This is a genomic window from Allobosea sp. UC22_33 (genome assembly GCF_042700715.1).
GTDB lineage: Bacteria > Pseudomonadota > Alphaproteobacteria > Rhizobiales > Beijerinckiaceae > Allobosea.
Map to the genome: position 1 here is coordinate 2,153,532 of NZ_CP170556.1, position 19,245 is coordinate 2,172,776.

At 66.5% G+C, this 19,245-nt stretch carries 16 protein-coding genes, 1 tRNA gene and 1 pseudogene; 6 read left to right on the plus strand and 12 right to left on the minus strand.

Translation table 11 applies throughout. The features are described from left to right. Positions 1–4: 4 nt before the first annotated feature. From ACFJGT_RS10260 to ACFJGT_RS10270, 3 genes are all read right to left on the minus strand, one after another. Complete coding sequence (locus ACFJGT_RS10260) at positions 5–1,225, minus strand: D-alanyl-D-alanine carboxypeptidase family protein (protein ID WP_377848419.1); 1,221 nt, start codon at positions 1,223–1,225, stop codon at positions 5–7. A gap of 45 nt (positions 1,226–1,270) precedes the next feature. Then, on the minus strand, positions 1,271–2,353 hold the full coding sequence (locus tag ACFJGT_RS10265) for a septal ring lytic transglycosylase RlpA family protein (RefSeq protein ID WP_377848420.1): 1,083 nt from the start codon (positions 2,351–2,353) through the stop codon (positions 1,271–1,273). A 499-nt stretch (positions 2,354–2,852) separates the two neighbouring features. Next, positions 2,853–2,942, minus strand: a tRNA-Ser gene (locus ACFJGT_RS10270). A 210-nt stretch (positions 2,943–3,152) separates the two neighbouring features. Here ACFJGT_RS10270 and ACFJGT_RS10275 point away from each other — a divergent pair. The 5 genes from ACFJGT_RS10275 to ACFJGT_RS10295 all read left to right on the plus strand — a co-directional run bounded on the left by ACFJGT_RS10275 (position 3,153) and on the right by ACFJGT_RS10295 (position 7,767). Beyond that, positions 3,153–3,896 carry a creatininase family protein gene (locus ACFJGT_RS10275; RefSeq protein WP_377848421.1) on the plus strand — a complete coding sequence of 248 codons (744 nt, stop codon included), beginning with the start codon at positions 3,153–3,155 and terminating at the stop codon, positions 3,894–3,896. Positions 3,897–4,191: 295 nt separating this feature from the next. Next, entirely contained in the window at positions 4,192–4,545 is a 354-nt protein-coding gene (locus tag ACFJGT_RS10280) for a hypothetical protein (RefSeq protein WP_377848422.1), read from the plus strand. A gap of 17 nt (positions 4,546–4,562) precedes the next feature. Next, positions 4,563–6,350 (plus strand): peptide ABC transporter substrate-binding protein, encoded by a 1,788-nt coding sequence (locus tag ACFJGT_RS10285; protein ID WP_377848423.1) that lies wholly within the window; start codon positions 4,563–4,565, stop codon positions 6,348–6,350. 222 nt (positions 6,351–6,572) lie between these two features. Continuing rightward, positions 6,573–7,547, plus strand: a complete 975-nt coding sequence (locus ACFJGT_RS10290; protein WP_377848424.1) for a Bug family tripartite tricarboxylate transporter substrate binding protein — start codon at positions 6,573–6,575, stop codon at positions 7,545–7,547. A 73-nt stretch (positions 7,548–7,620) separates the two neighbouring features. Next, entirely contained in the window at positions 7,621–7,767 is a 147-nt protein-coding gene (locus ACFJGT_RS10295; protein WP_377848425.1) for a hypothetical protein, read from the plus strand. A 20-nt stretch (positions 7,768–7,787) separates the two neighbouring features. Here ACFJGT_RS10295 and ACFJGT_RS10300 read toward each other — a convergent pair whose 3' ends face one another. Further along, positions 7,788–8,366, minus strand: a complete 579-nt coding sequence (locus ACFJGT_RS10300) for a regulatory protein RecX (RefSeq protein ID WP_377848426.1) — start codon at positions 8,364–8,366, stop codon at positions 7,788–7,790. A gap of 1 nt (position 8,367) precedes the next feature. Beyond that, the gene (gene arfB / locus ACFJGT_RS10305; protein ID WP_377848427.1) at positions 8,368–8,787 is read right to left on the minus strand and encodes an alternative ribosome rescue aminoacyl-tRNA hydrolase ArfB; all 420 of its coding nucleotides are present in this window, start codon (positions 8,785–8,787) and stop codon (positions 8,368–8,370) included. Positions 8,788–8,887: 100 nt separating this feature from the next. Here arfB and mazG point away from each other — a divergent pair, with 100 nt between their 5' ends. After that, positions 8,888–9,724, plus strand: a complete 837-nt coding sequence (gene mazG / locus ACFJGT_RS10310) for a nucleoside triphosphate pyrophosphohydrolase (protein WP_377848428.1) — start codon at positions 8,888–8,890, stop codon at positions 9,722–9,724. Between the two features lie 11 nt (positions 9,725–9,735). Here the strand turns inward: mazG and hflX are convergent, their stop codons facing one another. The 7 genes and pseudogenes from hflX to dusB all read right to left on the minus strand — a co-directional run bounded on the left by hflX (position 9,736) and on the right by dusB (position 19,102). Then, positions 9,736–11,064, minus strand: coding sequence for a GTPase HflX (gene hflX / locus ACFJGT_RS10315; RefSeq protein ID WP_377848960.1), 1,329 nt, complete (start codon positions 11,062–11,064; stop codon positions 9,736–9,738). A 73-nt stretch (positions 11,065–11,137) separates the two neighbouring features. Beyond that, positions 11,138–11,386: an RNA chaperone Hfq gene (gene hfq, locus ACFJGT_RS10320; protein WP_038365847.1), complete on the minus strand. Its 249-nt coding sequence runs from the start codon at positions 11,384–11,386 to the stop codon at positions 11,138–11,140. Positions 11,387–11,701: 315 nt separating this feature from the next. Continuing rightward, positions 11,702–13,069: a sigma-54-dependent transcriptional regulator gene (locus ACFJGT_RS10325; protein ID WP_377848429.1), complete on the minus strand. Its 1,368-nt coding sequence runs from the start codon at positions 13,067–13,069 to the stop codon at positions 11,702–11,704. After that, positions 13,066–15,330 (minus strand): ATP-binding protein, encoded by a 2,265-nt coding sequence (locus ACFJGT_RS10330; RefSeq protein ID WP_377848430.1) that lies wholly within the window; start codon positions 15,328–15,330, stop codon positions 13,066–13,068. Before ACFJGT_RS10330 ends, ACFJGT_RS10325 begins: the two co-directional genes overlap by 4 nt. Positions 15,331–15,479: 149 nt before the next feature. Continuing rightward, positions 15,480–16,935 (minus strand): annotated as a pseudogene (ntrC, locus tag ACFJGT_RS10335) (nitrogen regulation protein NR(I)). Positions 16,936–16,951: 16 nt separating this feature from the next. Next, the gene (locus tag ACFJGT_RS10340) at positions 16,952–18,085 is read right to left on the minus strand and encodes a nitrogen regulation protein NR(II) (RefSeq protein ID WP_377848961.1); all 1,134 of its coding nucleotides are present in this window, start codon (positions 18,083–18,085) and stop codon (positions 16,952–16,954) included. A gap of 27 nt (positions 18,086–18,112) precedes the next feature. Then, on the minus strand, positions 18,113–19,102 hold the full coding sequence (dusB, locus tag ACFJGT_RS10345) for a tRNA dihydrouridine synthase DusB (protein WP_377848431.1): 990 nt from the start codon (positions 19,100–19,102) through the stop codon (positions 18,113–18,115). Positions 19,103–19,245 lie beyond the last annotated feature (143 nt).

Here is a 19,245-nt window from a genome sequence, read left to right on the forward strand (position 1 = left end):
CTGTTCAGCTCCGGCTCAGCGCCTTGCGAACCCAGCTTGTCGTGGCTTCGAACAGCGCATCCAGCGCCCGGCTCTGCAAGGTCCCGGCCTGCACGCTCTCGGCCGCATAGAGCGGAATGTCCAGCGTCTTGATGTCGCCGCGCGTCACCACGAGCCGCGCCACCTCCGCGCCCTCCTGAACGGGCACGGCCAGCGGGCCGCGGTAGACGATCCGGGCCGCGAGGCGCTCGGTGCTGCCGCGCGGCAGCAGCAGGCTCACAGTGCCCTTGCTCCTGAGCGCGACGCGGCCTTTCTCGCCGCCATAGACGCTGGCCTCGCCCACCGTCTCGCCGGCCGCGAAGAGCTGGCGCTTCTCGAAGGCGCGAAAGCCCCATTCCAGCAGCTTGCGCGCTTCCGTCGCCCGGTCGCGCGCGGTCTTGAGGCCGTTCACGACCATCACGAGCCGCTGGCCGTTCTGCACGGCGGAGCCGACGAGGCCGAAGCCGGACTCGTCGATATTGCCGGTCTTCAGCCCGTCCGCGCCGATATCCATCGTCAGGAGCGGATTGCGGTTCTGCTGGCGGATCTTGTTCCAGGTGAATTCGCGCTGGCCGAAGATCTTGTAGAGCTCGGGATAGGTCTTGATGATGTGGTCGGCGAGCAGGGCGAGTTCGCGCGCGGTCACCCGCTGCTGCGGGTCCGGCATGCCGGTCGCGTTGCGGAAAACCGATTTCGTCAGGCCGACCCCCCTCGCCCGCTCCGTCATGATCCGCCCGAAGGTCGGCTCGTCGCCGGCGATGGCCTCGGCCAGCGCGATCGAAGCATCGTTTCCGGACTGGACGATGATGCCCTGCAGGATATCGGAGAGCTTGATCCGGCTGTTGAGGATCGCGAACATCGCCGAGCCGCCGGAGGGCCCCCCGCCCTTGCGCCAGGCGTTCTCGGAAATGCCGATCTCGCTGTCGAGCGTCAGCTTGCCGGCCGCGATATCCTGGAAGGCGACGAGCACGGTCGCGAGCTTGGCCATGCTCGCCGGCACCATCAATTCGTCGGCTGCCTTCTCGTAGAGCACCGCCCCGGTATCGGAATCGAGCAGGACGGCGAAAGGGGCCTGCGACTGGAAGTTCTGGGCCTGAGCGGCGGCGCCGGGCGCGAGAAGCGCAAGGCCCAGAACGAGGCCCGCAACCACCCGACGCGCCGCCAGCAGCGGCACCGCAATTCCCGAAAAACGGCAAAAAGCGCTCATGCCTCGATGTGAAGCAGAGCGCCAGCCATCAGGTCAAGCTGGAGATCAGTTCCGCGCGAGCGGCTGCAGGGTCTGCGGCGCGAGCTTGCTGAGCGGATGGGTCTTGGCGAGGCGCTCGCCCGCGCCCTTATCCGGCGCGGCGAACAGGCTGGCACGCATCGGCGGCAACGTCGTACGCAGAGCGGTGGCAGGAACCGAAACGGGCTTCGCCGCGTTGGCAATGGTGTCGAGATCGAACGGCCGGTTCGGTGGCAGCGGAGCCGCGCGCAGCGACGGCCCTTCGACAGGCGTCGAGACGGTCGAGGCTAGGGTCGCGACGACCGGGGTCGAGGGCGTGATCGTCCTCGGCTGCGCGGGAGCATAGGCCTGCACGACCGGAGTTACGACGGGAGCGGGCTCCGGCTCGGCGGCCGGCTGGGCGTCGAGATCGACGTTGCGCGTGCGCGTAGTGGCGACCGGCTCGGCGCTGGCGACCATCGTCCGGGCGCTCGTGCCCGGAATCGGCGCGGGCGAACCATCGGTGCGCAGGGTGGCGAGCAGCAGCTTGTCGTCGGAGCCGGCCAGCGAGGCCTGGCCGAGATATTCCATCTTGATCCGCGCCGTGCCGAGATGGCGGAAGGCCAGCGCGTCGGCCGTCGTCTGCGAGAGGTCCATCATGCGGCCGCCATGGAAGGGGCCGCGATCGTTGACGCGCACGATGATCGAGCGGCTGTTCAGCAGATTGGTTACGCGGGCATAGGCCGGCAGCGGCATGGTCGGATGCGCGGCGGAGACGCTGTAGCGGTCATAGACCTCGCCATTGGCGGTACGCCGGCCATGAAAGGCCTCGCCATACCAGGAGGCCAGACCGACCTGCGTGAAGCCGACCGGCTTTTCGAACGGGGTATAGCGCTTGCCGGCCACGGAATAGGCCTTGCCGACGAGCTGGCGTCCGCCGCCCTTGGGCACCTCTTCGCCCTCGGCCACGACGCGCTGGCTGGCGGCGCCGTATTTCGATTGCGGGAACGCGCCGATTTCCTTGGAGCGGCGCCCGGCGACCTGGTTGCCGGCACAGTTGGCGGCGAACAGCCCGACAAGGATGACGCAGCCCATGCGCGCGACGGTCGGTATGGAGGAAGACGCAGGCATCGGTCCGGACATCGTGGAAGCGGTCTCTCGGGCCGAAAAGCGAGCGTCTTGAGTCATTCCGCCAATTCCGCTTCTGCGCCAAAAAAATTCTGTCGGCTCGCCGCCATAGGCAGCGGAACCGAGTTTTCGGCCAATTCCATTAAGGGATCGTTAAGCCGCTAAAATCCGCTGGAAAGCGGACCACTGAACAGGCCATCCCTGCGCCGTTGGGCGGCCACAGGAGTGTTCGAAATGGGGCGCATGTCAACGCCGGGGCGATCGCCCAAGCCATTTTTCTGTGCAGCGTGGCCGTCAGGACACGGTTCAGGTGACATCGAACAATGCTCAGCACCCGCTCGACCGGGCGCTCCATGCATGGCGACGAAGCCCTCGCCTCCTCGCGCCGCGGGGCTGGTGCGGCGGCTGCGCGCAGCGAAAAAATGGCGGAAGGGTGCGAACGTAAGTTCGAACGCGGAGCCCGCGCGATGGATTGGTGGGCGGCATCGCGCAACGCAAAGAATGGCGGAAGGGGTGGGATTCGAACCCACGGTGGGCTTGCACCCACGGCGGTTTTCAAGACCGCTGCCTTAAACCACTCGGCCACCCTTCCGGCGAGCGTTCAATGCCGGTCGGTGCGTCGATTTGCAAGTGGAAGATGGCACGCTGCGCCCAGGTTCGGCGTTCGAGCCTCCCTTCATGCTCTCCGCATAGCCGTCCGGCGAATAGGAGCTGTTGACCCCCAACCCGCGCATCCTAAGCTTCGAACTCATCGGCGGACTGGCCCTGGCATTGCGCGGGGCGCGTTTGGAGACATTGTGTCATGCAGCTTGCGCTCGTTACCTGGCATGAGGTCGAGGAATATCTCCAAACCTCACGCGGCATCATCGTGCCGGTCGGCTCCACAGAGCAGCACGGGCCCAACGGCCTGATCGGAACGGATCATCTCGACGCCGAATTCATTGCCAAGGGCGTCGGCGACAAGATCGGTGCGATGGTCGCGCCCACGCTCGCCTATGGCATGTCGCAGCATCATCTGGGCTTCGCCGGGTCGGTCACACTGCGTCCATCAACCATGATCGCAATGGTGGGGGACATCGTGCGCTCGCTGGCCCGCAATGGATTCGAGCGGTTCTTCTTCATCAACGGGCACGGAGGCAATATCGCGACCGTGACAGCTGCCTTCGACGAGGTCTACGCATCGCTGTCGCTTCAGCCGAATGGCGCACCTTCACCGATACGCTGCCGGATGGTGATGTGGTCCAACGGCGAACGGGCAAGCGGCATTGCCGAGGAACTCTATCCCGGCGTGAACGGCTCGCACGCGACCGCGGCTGAGGTCTCGCTGGCTCAGTTCTACCACCCGGAAGCGATCAAGCACGCCCAGATGTCGCCCAAGGTCGCACCGGCCAGCTCATCGTTCTTCGACTGCTTCGACTATCGCAAGCGCTACCCTGATGGCCGGATTGGTTCTGATCCGACGCTATCGACTCCGCAGCACGGCGAGAGGCTTTTTGCAGCTGCCGTGGACGATATGGTCGACGCCTATCGTGGGTTCATGGCCTAGCGTTCGCTAGCCGGATTGTTGACGCCCGCGGGGTCTCCGCCGCGATCTGCCAGCGGATTGCTCGCGGCGTCTCATGCCTATCGGATCGACAGTGCCGCCCGGAGCGCGTTCTGGTGCAGCCGACCGACAGCCGCCACGTCCTGCGAACGAAGCGATAGCGCGGCCCCGGGAAGCTCTAATCGCCGGCTGCAGCCGGCGCCTCGAAGCTCATGTCGGTGCCGTTGCCTGCTCCGCTGCCGTTGCGCTGTGGGGCGGCGCGTTCCGGAATGTCCCCATCGGGGCCGAACGGCCGCTGGTGAAGAAAAGCGCGCTCAAGCCAACCAGGAAGATGAACGTAACGTATCGCGTGAACATAAAACCCCGCAGCCACATGCTCGCGGGAAGACAATCGAGCCAGACCCCTCAAATTGCATTCAACCCAGAGCGTAAAATTGCGCTCATCCCGCCGTTTTCCGTGTGGGATCGTGTCTTCGCGGCGGCAACGCGCTGCGCCGCGCATCGTCGGGTACCGCGCGTCCCGGCCACGATACGCATGGGCGGCATTGCCGGCATGCTCCGCCCATTCGCCGACTGGACGCCCGCCCCCGGCCATGCATTGCTGGCGCGCCAACAAAAACACGGCGTCGAATGCCGGGGCACCAATGGCTGAAAAGGTGGAGGGAACCCATGAAGGAAGAGGAAATCCGCGGCTTGGTCGCGGGTGTGAAGGACGGTTCGCTGTCGCGACGATCCTTCATCCAGAGAATGGCGGCCGTCGGAATCACGGCGCCGATGGCGACGCAGATTCTCGCCTGGAACGACGTCGCGATGGCCCAGCCAGCCGACACCTACAAGCCGACCAAGGCCGGCGGCGGCGGGCCGCTCAAGATCCTGCTCTGGCAGGCCCCGACCCTGCTCAACCCGCATTTCGCCGCGGGCACCAAGGACCAGATCGCCTCGCGGATCTTCTTCGAGCCGCTCGCCGGCTGGGACAAGGAAGGCAATCTCATCCCGCAGCTCGCCGCGGAAATCCCGAGCAAGGCCAATGGCGGCCTCTCCGCCGACGGCAAGGAAGTGACCTGGAAGCTGAAGCAGGGCGTGAAATGGCATGACGGCAAGCCGTTCACGGCCGATGACGCGGTCTTCACCTGGGAATATGCAGCCGACCCGGCGACGGCGGCCTACACCACCGGCTCCTATGCCAATATCAAGGTCGAGAAGATCGACAGCCACACGATCAAGGTGATCTTCAAGGAAGCGACCCCGTTCTGGGCCGATCCCTTCGTCGGCGTCGCCGGCATGATCATCCCCAAGCACCATTTCGGCGAGTACAAGGGCGCGAAGTCGCGCGAGGCGCCGGCCAACCTGAAGCCGGTCGGCACCGGCCCCTACAAGTTCGTCGACTTCAAGCCGGGCGACATCTTGCTCGGCGCGCGCAACGAGGACTACCACGTCAAGAACAAGCCGCAGTTCGACACGCTCGAGGTCAAGGGCGGCGGTGACGCGGTCTCGGCGGCGCGCGCCGTGCTCCAGACCGGCGAATTCGACTATGCCTGGAACCTGCAGGTCGAAGACGAAGTCCTCAAGCGCATGGAAGCCGGCGGCCGCGGCAAGGTCGTGGCGGTGAACGGCGGCGACGTCGAGTTCATCATCCTGAACACGACCGATCCGTGGACCGAGGTCGATGGCGAGCGTTCGAGCGTCAAGACCAAGCATCCCTCGCTCAGCGACCCGGCCGTGCGCCAGGCGATGAACCTGCTGATCGACCGTGACTCGATCGAGAAGTTCATCTACGGCCGCGGCGGCGTCGCCACCGCAAGCTTCGTCAACGAGCCCAAGCAATTCAAGTCGACCAAGCTCAAATATGAGTTCAACATCGACAAGGCCAACAAGATCCTCGACGAAGCCGGCTGGAAGAAGGGCGCCGACGGCATCCGCGAGAAGGACGGCAAGAAGCTCAAATACGTCTTCCAGACCTCGATCAATGCCCCGCGCCAGAAGACCCAGGCCATCATCAAGCAGGCCTGCCAGCGCGCCGGCATCGAACTCGAGCTGAAGTCGGTGACGGCCTCGGTGTATTTCTCGTCCGATGTCGCCAATCCCGACACCTACACCAAGCTGTACTGCGACATGGAGATGTATACCACGACGCAGCCGCAGCCCGATCCGGAGCGCTTTCTCAATCAGCTCGTCTCCTGGGAGATCGCCAGCAAGGAGAACAAGTGGCTGGGCCGCAACGTCTCGCGCTGGTCCGACCCGGCTGCCGACGAGGCCTACAAGGCCGCCCAGAAGGAGCTCGACCCCGTCAAGCGCGCCGCGTACCTGATCAAGGTCAACGAGATCTTCTGCGAGGCCAACGTCATCCTCCCGGTCCTGTCGCGCACGGTTGTCGGCGCTTCCGCCAACAACCTGACGCCCGACATCTCGGGCTGGGAGGTCACGACCTGGAACCTGGCGAGCTGGTACCGCAGCTGATCGCCGCATGCTTGCGGAGGCTGTCAGTCTTCAGCCCCGTTCGGAAACTGCCCTCGGCCCCGACATGGGCCGAGGGATCTCACTACGCATTCGGGTTGCATCGGCCGCTTTCGGCACCCCCCAGCCCCGCGGCACGACCGGCTTCCCTTCCTGTGCTCCTGAACCCTGCCCGCGACGAAGGCAGGGGCCGATAAGCGCCGCCTCAAGGGAGAAGCATCCACAATGACGACGAAACGAGACCTGATCCTCGCGACCGCCGCCTTCGCGTTGCTCGCGGCAGCACCGGCATGGGCCGAAACCTGGCCGCAGCGGCCGATCACCTTCATCGTGCCCTTCCCAGCCGGCGGTGGCACCGACACCTTCGCCAGACCTCTTGCCGCCCAGCTCGACCAGCAGCTTGGCCAGCGCATCATCATCGAGAATCGCGGCGGCGCCGGCGGAACGGTCGGCGCATCGGCTGCCGCCAAGGCCAAGCCGGACGGCTACACCTTCTTCGTCGGAGCGGCGCACCACGCCATCGCGCCGGCGCTCTATCCAAAGCTCGACTACAACATCCGGACCGATTTCATCCCGATCGCGGTCATCGCCCAGCCGCCGCAGGTCATCGTCGTGCACCCCGGCAAGGTCCAGGCCAAGACGGTGGCGGAGCTGGTCGATTTCGCCAGGAAGAACCCGGAGAAGCTGAACTACGCCTCGGCCGGCAACGGCACCACGCATCATCTCGCCGGCGAGCTCTTCCAGATCTCGACCAAGACCAAGCTGACCCATGTGCCCTATCGTGGCGCCGGCCCTGCCTTGCAGGACACGGTCGCCGGCCAGGTCGATCTGCTGTTCGACGGTCTCGGCTCCTCGGCCGCCCAGATCCAGAGCGGAGCCTTGCGGGCGCTGGCCGTCGCCGCTGCCACGCGCTCGGAGGCTGTGCCCGACGTGCCCACGGCCAAGGAGGCCGGCCTCGACGGCTACGAAGTCTCGACCTGGTATGCGCTCTGGGCACCGAAGGGCACGCCTGCCGAGATCGTGACCCGGATGCGTGACGAGGTGCAGAAGGCGCTCAAGATGCCGGCGATCGAGGCCGTCTGGAAGAAAAGCGGCTCGCCGATGCCGACCCTGGCCGGCGAAGACTTCGGCAAGTTCGTAACCGCCGAGGTCGAGCGCTGGGGCAACGTCGTCAAGGAGGCGCAGGTCAAGCTGGAGTGACACGGGCAGCCAGGGTCGCTCGTCCCTTGCGGGGCAGACCCGAACCAGCGTCCCGATGCGGGACAGACTTGGCATGATGAAGCTCGCCATCATCGGCTTGGCGGTCGCGTTGGCCGCTTTTGCCGCGCTGGTGGCGGTCGGCCTCCTCACCGACTTCGCGACCGTGCCCTGCCAGGACGGGGTATGGGACGCTAATAAGCAGCGTTGCATCCCGACCTGAAGCGACGCGGGGCCACGCCGTCAGGCCAGCGGGCCGTCATTCGTATCCTCATCGCCCGGGCCGTCGATCACGGCGCGGGCGACCGTGATCGTGAATCCGGCCCGCGCCAAGGCTGCGAGATCCCTCTGCCGGCTCGCTGCCCGGTCGGCGCGCGACCACGGGCCGAGCCGCTTGCGACGCGCGGCTTTCCGCGCCGCGGCCAGTTCCTCCTCGTCACCGGCACTGCTGGCCTGTTGCGCGAGTTCGCGGCCCACGCCCTTCGCGGCGAGCGAGGCGGCGACGGCCCGCGCCGAGCGGCCACGGCGCCTGAGCGTCGCAGCCCGCGCCTCGGCGAAGCGCCGGTCATCGACCAGTCCGGAGCTGATGCAGCGCGAGACGACATCATCGAGCGCAGCCGCGTGCATTGCAGGATCTTCGCCGTAATGGCGGCAGCTCAGGGCGATCTTGCGCGCCAGCACCCGGCGCAATTGCGCGGCCGGCGCCGAATAGCGTTCGAGGTAATGCATCGCCGCGCGCTGGAGATAGTCCGGCGTAATCCGCCGCCGCGGTGCGCGGGCGGGGCGTGCACCCTGCCCCCGCCTGTCGCCTTCCTCTGTCATGCTAGTCGGAAGCCGGTCTCTGCCGGCCGGCCTTGACGCCGGAACGCTTCTCCTTGGAGGCAAGCCGGCGTTCCTTCGAGGCCTTTGTCGGCTTCGTCGCGCGCCTCACTTGCGGACGCACGGCGGCGGCCCGGATCAGCTCAAGCAGGCGCTCCACCGCCTCCTCGCGATTGCGCTTCTGGCTGCGATGCGTCTGCGCGACGATGACGATGATGCCGTCCTGCGTCAGCTTGCTGCCGGCGAGCTTCATCAGGCGGATCGCGACATCGTTGGGCAGCGACGGCGAACGACGCACGTCGAAGCGGATCTGTACCGCGCTCGAGACCTTGTTGACGTGCTGGCCGCCCGGACCGGAGGCGCGCACGAAACTTTCCTCGATCTCGCTCTCGTCGATCGCGATGGACGGGGTGGCTTGAATCATGGAAGGAGGATTATCAAAGTTTCGCGCATTGCCTCAGCGAAAAACCGGCTCCCCCCTTTTTCGCGCAATGCTCCGCCTGACATCACGGAGACTTGCAGCGGTGAAGCCTTCTCGCGAGATTGCCGGCCTGATCGAGATCATGGCCGCGCTGCGCACGCCGGGCACCGGCTGCCCCTGGGATCTGGAGCAGGATTTCGCCTCCGTCGCGCCCTACACCGTCGAGGAGGCCTATGAGGTCGCCGATGCGATCGCCCGCGGCGACAAGCTCGACCTCAAGGACGAGCTTGGTGACCTCTTGTTGCAGGTCGCGTTCCACGCCCGGATGGCCGAGGAGGAAGGCTCCTTCGCCTTCCCCGACGTGGTCGAGGCGATCACCACCAAGCTGATCCGCCGGCATCCGCATGTTTTCGGCGATGCGCGCGATCTCTCGCCGGCCGAGGTGAAGGTGCTCTGGCACCGGATCAAGGTCGAGGAGAAGGCCGCCAAGGCAGCGGCACGCGAGGCCGCGGGCCTGCCGCCGCAAACGGAGGAACGCGGCGTGCTCGCCGGCGTGCCGCATACGTTGCCCGCCCTCACCCGCGCCTGGAAATTGCAAGCGCGCGCTTCCACCGTCGGCTTCGACTGGAACGATGCCCGCCTCGTACTCGACAAGATCCGCGAGGAGACGGCCGAGATCGACGAAGCGCTCGCCGGCGGCGACAAGGCCGCGATCCATGAGGAGATCGGCGACCTGCTCTTCGTCGTCGCCAATCTCGCCCGCCATGCCGATGCCGACCCGGAAGGCTGCCTCGCCGCCGCCAACACCAAGTTCGAACGCCGGTTCAAGGCGATCGAGGACGCGCTGGAGACCGAGGGCCGGACCGCGAAGGATGCCAGCCTCGACGAGATGGAAGCGCTCTGGCAGGCGGTGAAGAAGCGGGAAAAGGCCGCTGGCTAGCCGCGGCAGGGCTAGCCCTGCCGCACGGCCTCCGGAAAGCGCGCCGTGAACGCCCCTTCCCGCTCAAGCGGCAGGCGCACGACGAGCTTCAGCGCGCCGTCTTCGCCGTCCTCGCGCTGGAGGATCTCGCCATTGGCATGCAGCCAGGCCAGCGACTTGCCGTCTCCCGGCGGGAGCTCCAGCGTATAGACCGGGCGGCTATGCGCGATGCGGGTCTCGATGGACCGCGTCAGGCGCTCGATGCCCTCTCCGGTCAGCGCCGAGACCAGGACCGGGCGCGATCCGTCCGGCCGGAGCGTCGCGATGCCGAGCTGGCGCTCGCGTTCGGCGGGGTCGAGCAGGTCGGCCTTGTTCCAGACCTCGATGACGCGCTGGCCGTCGTCCGGATTGATGCCGAGATCGCGCAGGATCGCCTGCACGTCGGCGGCCTGGGCCTGCGTGTCCTCGTGGGCGACGTCGCGGACATGCAGCAGCACGTCGGCCTCGATCGCATCCTCCAGCGTGGCGCGGAAGGCGGCGACGAGCTGGGTCGGCAGGTCCGAGATGAAGCCGACCGTGTCGGACAGCATGATCCGGGCGCCATGCGGCAGCTTGATCGCGCGCGCCGTCGGGTCGAGCGTGGCAAAGAGCATGTCCTGCGCCAGCACCTCGGCCGAGGTCAGCCGGTTGAACAGCGTCGACTTGCCGGCATTGGTGTAACCGACCAGCGCAACGATCGGATAAGGCACGCGTTTCCGACTGGCGCGATGCAGCGAGCGCGTGCGCTTCACGCTCTCCAGATCGCGCTCGATCTTGGTCATGCGCTCCTGGATGATACGCCGGTCGGCCTCGATCTGGGTTTCGCCCGGGCCGCCGAGGAAGCCGAAGCCGCCGCGTTGGCGCTCAAGATGGGTCCAGGACCGGACCAAGCGGCTCTTCTGGTAGTTGAGATGCGCAAGTTCGACCTGCAGCGCGCCTTCTTTGGTGCGCGCCCGCCTGCCGAAGATTTCGAGGATCAGCCCGGTGCGGTCGATGACCTTGCAACCGAAGGCCTTTTCGAGATTGCGTTGCTGCACCGGCGACAGGGCGCAATCCATCACGACGAGACTGATCTCCTCGATCTTGATGCGCTCGGCCAGTTCCTCGACCTTGCCCTTGCCGAGATAGGTCGCTGGCCGCAAGGCGGTCAGCAGAACCTGGACCGGCTCGACGACCGTCAGGTCGATCGCAGCCGCGAGGCCGACGGCCTCGTCCAGCCGCGCCGCGAAGGAACGCTGGTTGGCATCGACGGCGACGCCGCGCTTCTGCTGATAGGGTCCCACGACGAAGGCGCGCGTATTCGCCGCGATCTCGCGTTCGATCTCGTCGAGCGGCTTCGCGCCTGTGACACGCGTGGCCGCCCGATCCTTGTCGTCCTTGTGGCTTGCAGCCAAATCAGTTCTTGTCCGTTTCCTCGGGCTCGAACAGCTGCACCGGATGACCGGGCATGATGGTCGAGATCGCGTGCTTGTAGACGAGCTGCGAGTGGCCGTCACGGCGCAGCAGCACGCAGAAATTGTCGAACCAGGTGACGACGCCCTGCAGCTTCACGCCGTTGACGAGGAAGATCGTCAGCGGGATCTTCTGCTTGCGCACATGGTTAAGGAAAGTGTCCTGGAGATTCTGTGCCCGCTCGGCGGCCATGGGTAGTCCCTGTTGTTGGGATCGCCGATCGGATTAAAATCCAGCGATCCAATTCGTTCCGTTTCAGGCCGGCGGCGCATTCCACCAGCGTCGGAACACCGATGCTCCATTAGATCGTCGTCTTCACCCGCAGCGCAAGTGCAGCAATGCCGACTTTAGATGCATGCCGCCTGCGTGGCGTGCAAATGGTCATGCGTGGAGCGCCTGACGCCCCAAATTCTAGCTTCACCGCTTGTCACTCCGGGGCGGCCCCCGGGGCCGGACCCGGAATGACAAAGCGGGTGCTATCGAGTTCTATGGCATGTCAGCGCGACTTCAGCCGACGCCGAGCGACTTCAGTTTCCGGTGCAGCGCCGAGCGTTCCATGCCGATGAACTCGGCCGTGCGCGAGATATTGCCGGAGAAGCGCGCGATCTGCGCGATCAGGTATTCGCGCTCGAAGATCTCGCGCGCGTCGCGCAGCGGCAGGCTCATGAGTCGCTCGCCGCCGGAGCCGGACGGCGTCGTCGGCACCATCGCGCCGACTTCGGCCGGCAGCATCTCGATCGTCACCTCGGCCGTCGGATCGCCCTTGGTCAGGATCATCAGGCGTTCGACATTGTTGCGCAGCTCGCGGATGTTGCCCGGCCATTCATGCGACTGCAGCACGGCCATGGCGTCGCTGCCGATCTGGCGCTTGGGCAGCCCGCTCGCGATCGAGATCTGCTCCATGAAGAACTCGATCAGCTCGGGCACGTCCTCGCGCCGCTCCGACAGCGGCGGCACCTTGATCGGCACGACGCTGAGGCGGTGGTAGAGGTCCTCGCGGAAATGCCCGTCGGCGATGAGCTGCGCCAGGTCGCGGCTCGACGACGAGATGACGCGGACATCGACATGGACGCGGGTCGCGCCGCCGACGCGCTGGAAGTTCTGGTCGACCAGCACCCGCAGGATGCGGTTCTGCGTCTCGCGCGGCATATCGCCGATCTCGTCGATATAGAGCGAGCCGCCATGGGCCTCCTCAAGCGCGCCGATCCGGCGCGAGCGCCCGTCGCCGCCTTCGACGCCGAACAGCTCCTCCTCCATCGTCTCCGGCGTGATCGTCGCCGCGTTGATGACGACGAAGGGCCCGCTCGAACGGGTCGAGGCCTCGTGCAGCGTGCGCGCCGCCAGTTCCTTGCCGCAGCCCGGCTCGCCGGTGATCAGCACGCGCGCATTGGTCGGCGCGACGCGCTCGATCGTCTGGCGGAGCTGGTTGACGATCGTGGTGCGGCCGACGATGCGGTCGGCCTGGACCGAGCGGGTCTTGAGCTCGCGGACCTCGCGGCGCAGCCGCGACGCCTCGAGCGCGCGCTCCGCGACCAGCACCAGCCGGTCGGCCTTGAATGGCTTCTCGATGAAGTCATAGGCGCCGCTCTTGATCGCCGAGACGGCTGTCTCGATGTTGCCGTGGCCGGAGATCATCACCACCGCCAGATCGGGGTGGTTCTCCTTGATCAGCTCTAGCACCTGCAGGCCGTCGAGCCGGCTGCCCTGAAGCCAGATGTCGAGGAAGACGAGGTTCGGCCGGCGCGATGCGATCGCCGCCAGCGCCTCGTCGGCGGAGCCCGCCTTGCGGGTCCGATAACCCTCGTCCTCCAGCAGGCCGGCGACCAGATCGCGGATATCGACTTCGTCGTCCACTACCAGGATGTCAGCGCTCATAGGCGTATCCCATTCTTCGAATCATCCGTGTTGCGCGTGCCGTTATCCGGCTGGGCGGCCGCATCGCCGCCCTCGTTGTCCTGCGCCGGGCCCGTCTCGGGGAACCAGAGGCGGATGCGCGCGCCTCGTGCCCCGCTGGCGGCATCAGGGCGGTCGAGCAGCTCGATGCCGCCGCCATGGTCCTCCAGGATCTTGCCGACGATGGCGAGCCCCAGGCCGGTCCCGCCCTCGCGTGTCGTCATATAGGGTTCGAGCAGCTTCTGGCGCTGATCGGCCGGCAGGCCCTTGCCGTTGTCGATGACGTCGATGACGATCCGGCCGTCGTCGAGCCGCGCCATCTGGACGTCGATACGGCCCTGCCCGCGTTCGTCGGCCGGCACGGCCTCGATCGCCTCGGTCGCATTCTTGATGACATTGGTCAGCGCCTGCGAGATCAGGCGCCGGTCGAAGCGCGCCTGAACGGTCTCCGCCGGCAATGACTCCGCGATCGTTGTCTCGGGATTGCCCACCCGCCAGAGGAAGACGATCTGGCGGACCGTCTCGACGATGTCCTCGCGAGCGAGCGAGGGCTTCGGCATGCGGGCGAAGGACGAGAATTCGTCGACCATGCGCCGGATGTCCTCGACCTGCCGCACGATCGTGTCGGTGCACTGGTCGAAGACATCCTTGCCCTCGGTGATGACGCGTCCGAACCGGCGCTTGATGCGCTCGGCCGAGAGCTGGATCGGCGTCAGCGGGTTCTTGATCTCATGCGCGATGCGGCGGGCGACATCGGCCCAGGCGGCGGTGCGCTGGGCTGAGACGAGATCGGTGATGTCGTCGAGCGTCACGACGAGGCCGGCCCCGGTGCCCTCGCCTTCCCGCACGGCGCGGATATTGACCATCCGGTCCTGGCCGGCGCGCGTGAACGCGACCTGTCCTGAGCTCTGGCGCTGCCGGTTCTGCAGGGCTTCCGTGACGAAGCCCGCCACCTCGGGCGCAACCTCGCCGATCGGCTTGCCCAGCAGGCGCCCGCCGGTGCCGAGCAGGTTCTCGGCCGAGCGGTTGATCGTGGTGACATGCCCGTCGCCGTCGAGGCTGAGCACGCCGGAGGAGACACCGGACAGGACCGTCTCGGTGAAGCGCCGGCGCCGGTCGATGACCTCGCTCGCCGTGACCAGGCTGTCGCGCTGGCGGCGCAGCTCCGCCGTCATCTTGTTGAAGGTCTCGCCGAGATGCGCGAGATCGCCCTCCGATCGTCGGATCGGCACCTGAACGTAGAAATTGCCGCTCGACACCTGATCGGTCGCGTCGATCATCCGTCGGATCGGCGCGACCAGCCCGTTGGCGAAGCTCAGGCCCAGCCAGATCGCCGAGAGCAGCAGGATCAGCGCAATCAGCCCGTACATCGAGGCGAAGGCGATCTGCACGCCCTTCCGGCGGGCGTCGATCGAGAGATACTCGACGGCAGCGCCGCGCGCGACCGAAGGGAACTCGACGGCGAGCGGATCGACCTCGCGCGCCACATGCAGGTAGCTGTTGTCATAGGCGGGCAGCTTCACCACGGCGCCGAAGACGGTCCCCGTGCGTGGGATGACGCAGATCGGCTCCGGCGCGGCCTTGGCATCGTCGAAGGCCGCCTGATCGGGCACGGGCGGATCGCGCAGCACGTTGATATTGGCGCGCACGACCACCTTGTCCGGCGGCTGCATGATCGCGGCGACGGGCAGGCCGAGCGCCGTCGCGCGTGTCGTCAGGAAGTTCTCGAACCATTTGCGGTCGACGTCGAAGGCAGGCTTGGCCCGGCTCAGATCGTCGGCAAGCACGCGGATTTCGCGGCCGAGCGAACGGCATTGGCTGGCCGCATAGGCATCCGCGACCTCGACCGACTTGAAGACGGCATCGCGCATCCGGTCCGAGAACCACGGCTCCAGCCCGCGCTCGATCGTGACGGTGGCGATGATCGCGACGAGCACGGCCGGCAGGGCGGCGATGATGCTGAACAGGCCGACGATGCGGACATGCAAGCCCGCCGCCGCCGCTCCCGCCTTGCGGGCGCGGATCAGCACCGCAGCCTCGATGGCCACAATGACGATCAGCACCAGGATCAGCAGCGCGTTCAGCACGAACACGCCGACCACGACCTCGTGCACGGGCACGATCGGCGTCGCGCCCGACAGCACGAGGAAGGTGAGCAGCGCCGAGATCAACGCGAGCGCGACGACGATCCCGCCGACCCAGCCCGAAACGCGGCGGGATTTCTCCTCGCCGCGCGGCATCATTCTGGCTTCGTTCACAGAAGCGGACACGTTTCCCGACAACTCCGATATGGGCAGGGATCGCGAACCGATCACGCCTGCGGGCGCCACTGATGCGCCGCCGCAACGGTGTTGTCAAAATATGACATTCACAAGGCGAGAAGCGCCTCGTTTCAACGTGGCGAGCGCATCACCTGCATGTCCAGTTCGCGAATCTTCTTGCGCAGGGTGTTGCGGTTGAGACCGAGAAGCTCCGCAGCGCGGATCTGGTTACCGCGCGTGGCGGCCAGCGCCGCAGCGATCAAGGGCGGCTCGATCTCGCGCAGGATGCGGTGATAGAGGCCTGGCGGCGGGATATTGTCGCCGAATCCGCCGAAATACTGGCCGAGATGGCGTTCGACGGAGCCGGACAGCGTCTCCGCACGTTCGGGCGAGGCAGGGCTGCTGCTCATAAAGCCCGGCCCGACCGCTGCCGGCTGGAGCTCGGCATCGATGATCGGCGCGGTGATCGTCTCCTGCGGATAGAGCGCCGCCAGGCGCCGGACCAGATTCTCAAGCTCGCGGACGTTCCCCGGCCAGCGATATTGCCGCATCACGTCCATCGCTTCCGAATCGACCTGCTTGCGCGGCAGCCCCTCCTTCTCGACCAGCGTGAAGAAATGGCGGACGAGGTCCGGAATATCCTCGATGCGCTCGCGCAAGGGCGGCAGGCGGATCGGCACGACGTTCAAACGGAAGAACAGGTCTTCGCGGAACAGCCCCTGCGCGATCGAGATGCGCAGGTCCTTGTTGGTCGCGGCGACGATGCGGACATTGGTCTTGATCGGCGTGCGCCCGCCGACCGTGGTGTACTCGCCCTGCTGCAGCACGCGCAGCAGGCGGGTCTGCGCCTCCATCGGCATGTCGCCGATCTCGTCGAGGAAGAGCGTGCCGCCCTCCGCCTGCTCGAAGCGGCCGGACGAACGCGTCAGCGCCCCGGTGAAGGCGCCCTTCTCATGGCCGAACAGCTCTGACTCGATCAGGTCCTTCGGGATCGCCGCCATGTTGATCGCGACGAAGGGGCCGTTCTTGCGCTTGCCGTAATCATGCAGCGCGCGGGCCACCAGCTCCTTGCCGGTGCCAGAACTCGCCGTTGATCATCACGGTCAGGTCGATCGGCATCAGGCGGGCGAGCGCGCGGTAGACGTCCTGCATGGCCGGCGAGCGGCCGATCAGCGGGATATCCTCGGGCTCGGCCGCATGGCCGCGAACCGCCTCGCCGCGCGGCCGCGACATGGCGCGCCCGACGATCGCGACAAGCTCCTTCAGGTCGAAGGGCTTCGGCAGATACTCGTAGGCCCCCCGTTCGGAGGCCTTGATCGCCGTCATGAAGGTGTTCTGCGCGCTCATCACGATGATCGGCAATTCGGGCCGCACGCGCTTGATCCGCGGCAGCAGGTCGAAGGCGTTGCCATCCGGCATGACCACGTCGGTGATGATCAGGTCACCCAGTCCCTGGGCCGCCCAGGTCCAGAGCGTGGCAGCCTGGCCCGTGGTCCTGACTTCATAGCCCGCTCGCGCGAGCGCCTGGTTCAGGACGGTGCGGATCGCGGCGTCGTCGTCGGCGACGAGGATGTGACCGGTCGGCATGTGTTGCTTGAGGCCTTTACGTTGCCTGCCCCGACCTGAGCTGGTGCAGGGGCAGGAGGATCCTGAAATGCGTCCGGCGCGGAACGGACTCGCATTCGACGATTCCGCCGTGATCGCCGATCACCTTGGCGACAAGTGCAAGTCCAAGGCCACTTCCCTGGGCCTTGGTCGTGACGAAGGGATCGAACAGGTGCTGCACCAGATCGGGCGGCACGCCCGGCCCGTTGTCGCGCACGGCGATTTCGAGCGGCAGCGCGATGCGTTCCGAGGAACCGGGCACCTGCAGGCGGATGCCCGGGCGATAGGCGGTCGTCAGCGTGATCTCGCCGTCGATCGCGCCCTCGCCGATCGCCTCGGCGGCATTCTTGACGAGGTTCAGCAGCACCTGGACGAGCTGGTCGCGATTGCCGGCAACCGGCGGGAGCGACGGATCGTAGGCCTCTGTGAAGCGGATATGCCGGGCGAAGCCGGATTGGGCCAGGCGCTTCACATGGTCGAGCACGTCATGGACATTGACCGCGTCGCGCTCGCTCGGCCGCTCGTCGCCGAACAATTCGACACGCTCGACCAGTTTCACGATCCGGTCGGTCTCGTCGCAGATGAGCTGCGTCAGCATCCGGTCCTCGTCGGAGATCGAGCCTTCGAGGAGCTGCGCCGCGCCACGGATCCCCGAAAGCGGGTTCTTGATCTCATGGGCCAGCATGGCGCCCAGCGCCGTGATCGAGCGCGCTGCCCCACGATGCGTCAATTGCCTGTCCATTTTTTCGGCAATTGTCCGTTCTTGCAGCATCAGCACGACCGCATCGCCCTGGCTGGGCAAGGGAGAGGCAAAGACATCGACGATGTGATCGGTTCCGAGGCGGGGCGTGCCGAGATCGAGGCGGTATTCGCTGACGCTGGCGCCGCGGCGCTGCACCTCCTCGATCAGCCCGAGCACCGGCGAGCCGAAGGCGATGAGGTCGTCGATGCGCTGGCGCTTGAGCAGGGCGGCGCTCGACTGGAAGAAATCCTCGGCCGCCGTGTTCGCATAGATCACGGCATGGCTCTCGCCAATCACCAGCACCGGCATGGGCAGCACGTTCAGCGCCTGGACCTCGATCGGATCGAGCAGGTAGGCGCTGCGGCTTCCAAGCCCCTTGTCGGCAAACATCGCCGTCATCGGCTGCTCCTTGCGGCGTCAAGCCGCTTCGCGATTGTGGTCGGTCGAGAACAGGCCGGTCAGCGCCGCCAGGACCTGCTTGGGTTCGTCGGAGGTCAGGAGGCTGCGGCGCAGCTCCGCATCGGGCTCGCAGCCATCGGCAACGGCATCATCCGCATAGGCAGCCAGATGCTTGCGGGCATGGCGCACGCCATGCGCGACGCCGATCAAGGCCAGCAGGCCCTCGTAATGTTCGCACGCCAGGGCCAGCTTCTCGGCCAGCGTCGGCCGGCGGAACGGGCGCCCGTCGAGCGCCGCGCCGATCTCGCCGACCAGCCAGGGCCGTCCAAGCGCGGCGCGCCCGACCATGACGAAATCGGCGCCGGACTGATCGAGGCAATCCCTGGCATCCGCGACATCATGGATGTCGCCATTGGCGACCAATGGGAAATCACCGGCCGCCCGCACCGCTGCGATCGCCCCCCAATCGGCCGTACCCTTGTAGAATTGCTGGCGCGTGCGGCCATGGACCGTGATCATCCGGGCGCCGGCATCGACTGCCCTGCGGGCGAGTTCCGGCGCGTTACGGGAGGCATCGTCCCAGCCGAGGCGCATCTTGACCGTCACCGGCACCTTCGTGGCGGCGACGGCAGCTTCCACCAGCGCGATCGCATGATCGAGATCGCGCATCAGGGCGGAGCCGGCCCAGCCGCCCGTCACCTTCTTGGCCGGACAGCCCATGTTGATATCGACGATATCGGCGCCGTTGGCTTCGGACAGCCGCGCCGCCTCTCCCATCCAGTAGGGATCGCAACCGGCAAGCTGGACGACATGCGGCGAAACGCCCTCGCCCTCGGCGCGGATGCGCGCTTCCTCGCTGCCGCGCACGAACTCGTCCGACGCGACCATCTCCGACACCACGATTCCGGCATGGCTGCGGGCCGCGAGGCGGCGCATGACGATGTCGGTCACGCCGGACATCGGCGCCAGGAAGGCGCGGGACGCGATCGGGATACCTGCGATGTCCAAAGGGCCAGCCTGCTTTTAAGGCATTTCTCTCAATGCATATTTATTGGACAATGCTGCATGAGCGCAAGCGCTTACGCGGAATGCTGCAATGCAACAGCGTCGCACCCCCTGCCCGATCGCGGCAGAATTGGTTATGGCATGCG

Bases quoted from the DNA above. Each gene is read 5' to 3' on its own strand.
- ACFJGT_RS10260 (WP_377848419.1), bottom strand. From the start codon at position 1,225: ATGAGCGCTTTTTGCCGTTTTTCGGGAATTGCGGTGCCGCTGCTGGCG.
- ACFJGT_RS10265 (WP_377848420.1), bottom strand. From the start codon at position 2,353: ATGCCTGCGTCTTCCTCCATACCGACCGTCGCGCGCATGGGCTGCGTC.
- ACFJGT_RS10275 (WP_377848421.1), top strand. From the start codon at position 3,153: ATGCAGCTTGCGCTCGTTACCTGGCATGAGGTCGAGGAATATCTCCAA.
- ACFJGT_RS10285 (WP_377848423.1), top strand. From the start codon at position 4,563: ATGAAGGAAGAGGAAATCCGCGGCTTGGTCGCGGGTGTGAAGGACGGT.
- ACFJGT_RS10290 (WP_377848424.1), top strand. From the start codon at position 6,573: ATGACGACGAAACGAGACCTGATCCTCGCGACCGCCGCCTTCGCGTTG.
- ACFJGT_RS10295 (WP_377848425.1), top strand. From the start codon at position 7,621: ATGATGAAGCTCGCCATCATCGGCTTGGCGGTCGCGTTGGCCGCTTTT.
- ACFJGT_RS10300 (WP_377848426.1), bottom strand. From the start codon at position 8,366: ATGACAGAGGAAGGCGACAGGCGGGGGCAGGGTGCACGCCCCGCCCGC.
- arfB (WP_377848427.1), bottom strand. From the start codon at position 8,787: ATGATTCAAGCCACCCCGTCCATCGCGATCGACGAGAGCGAGATCGAG.
- hfq (WP_038365847.1), bottom strand. From the start codon at position 11,386: ATGGCCGCCGAGCGGGCACAGAATCTCCAGGACACTTTCCTTAACCAT.
- ACFJGT_RS10325 (WP_377848429.1), bottom strand. From the start codon at position 13,069: ATGAGCGCTGACATCCTGGTAGTGGACGACGAAGTCGATATCCGCGAT.
- ACFJGT_RS10330 (WP_377848430.1), bottom strand. From the start codon at position 15,330: ATGATGCCGCGCGGCGAGGAGAAATCCCGCCGCGTTTCGGGCTGGGTC.
- ACFJGT_RS10340 (WP_377848961.1), bottom strand. From the start codon at position 18,085: ATGTTTGCCGACAAGGGGCTTGGAAGCCGCAGCGCCTACCTGCTCGAT.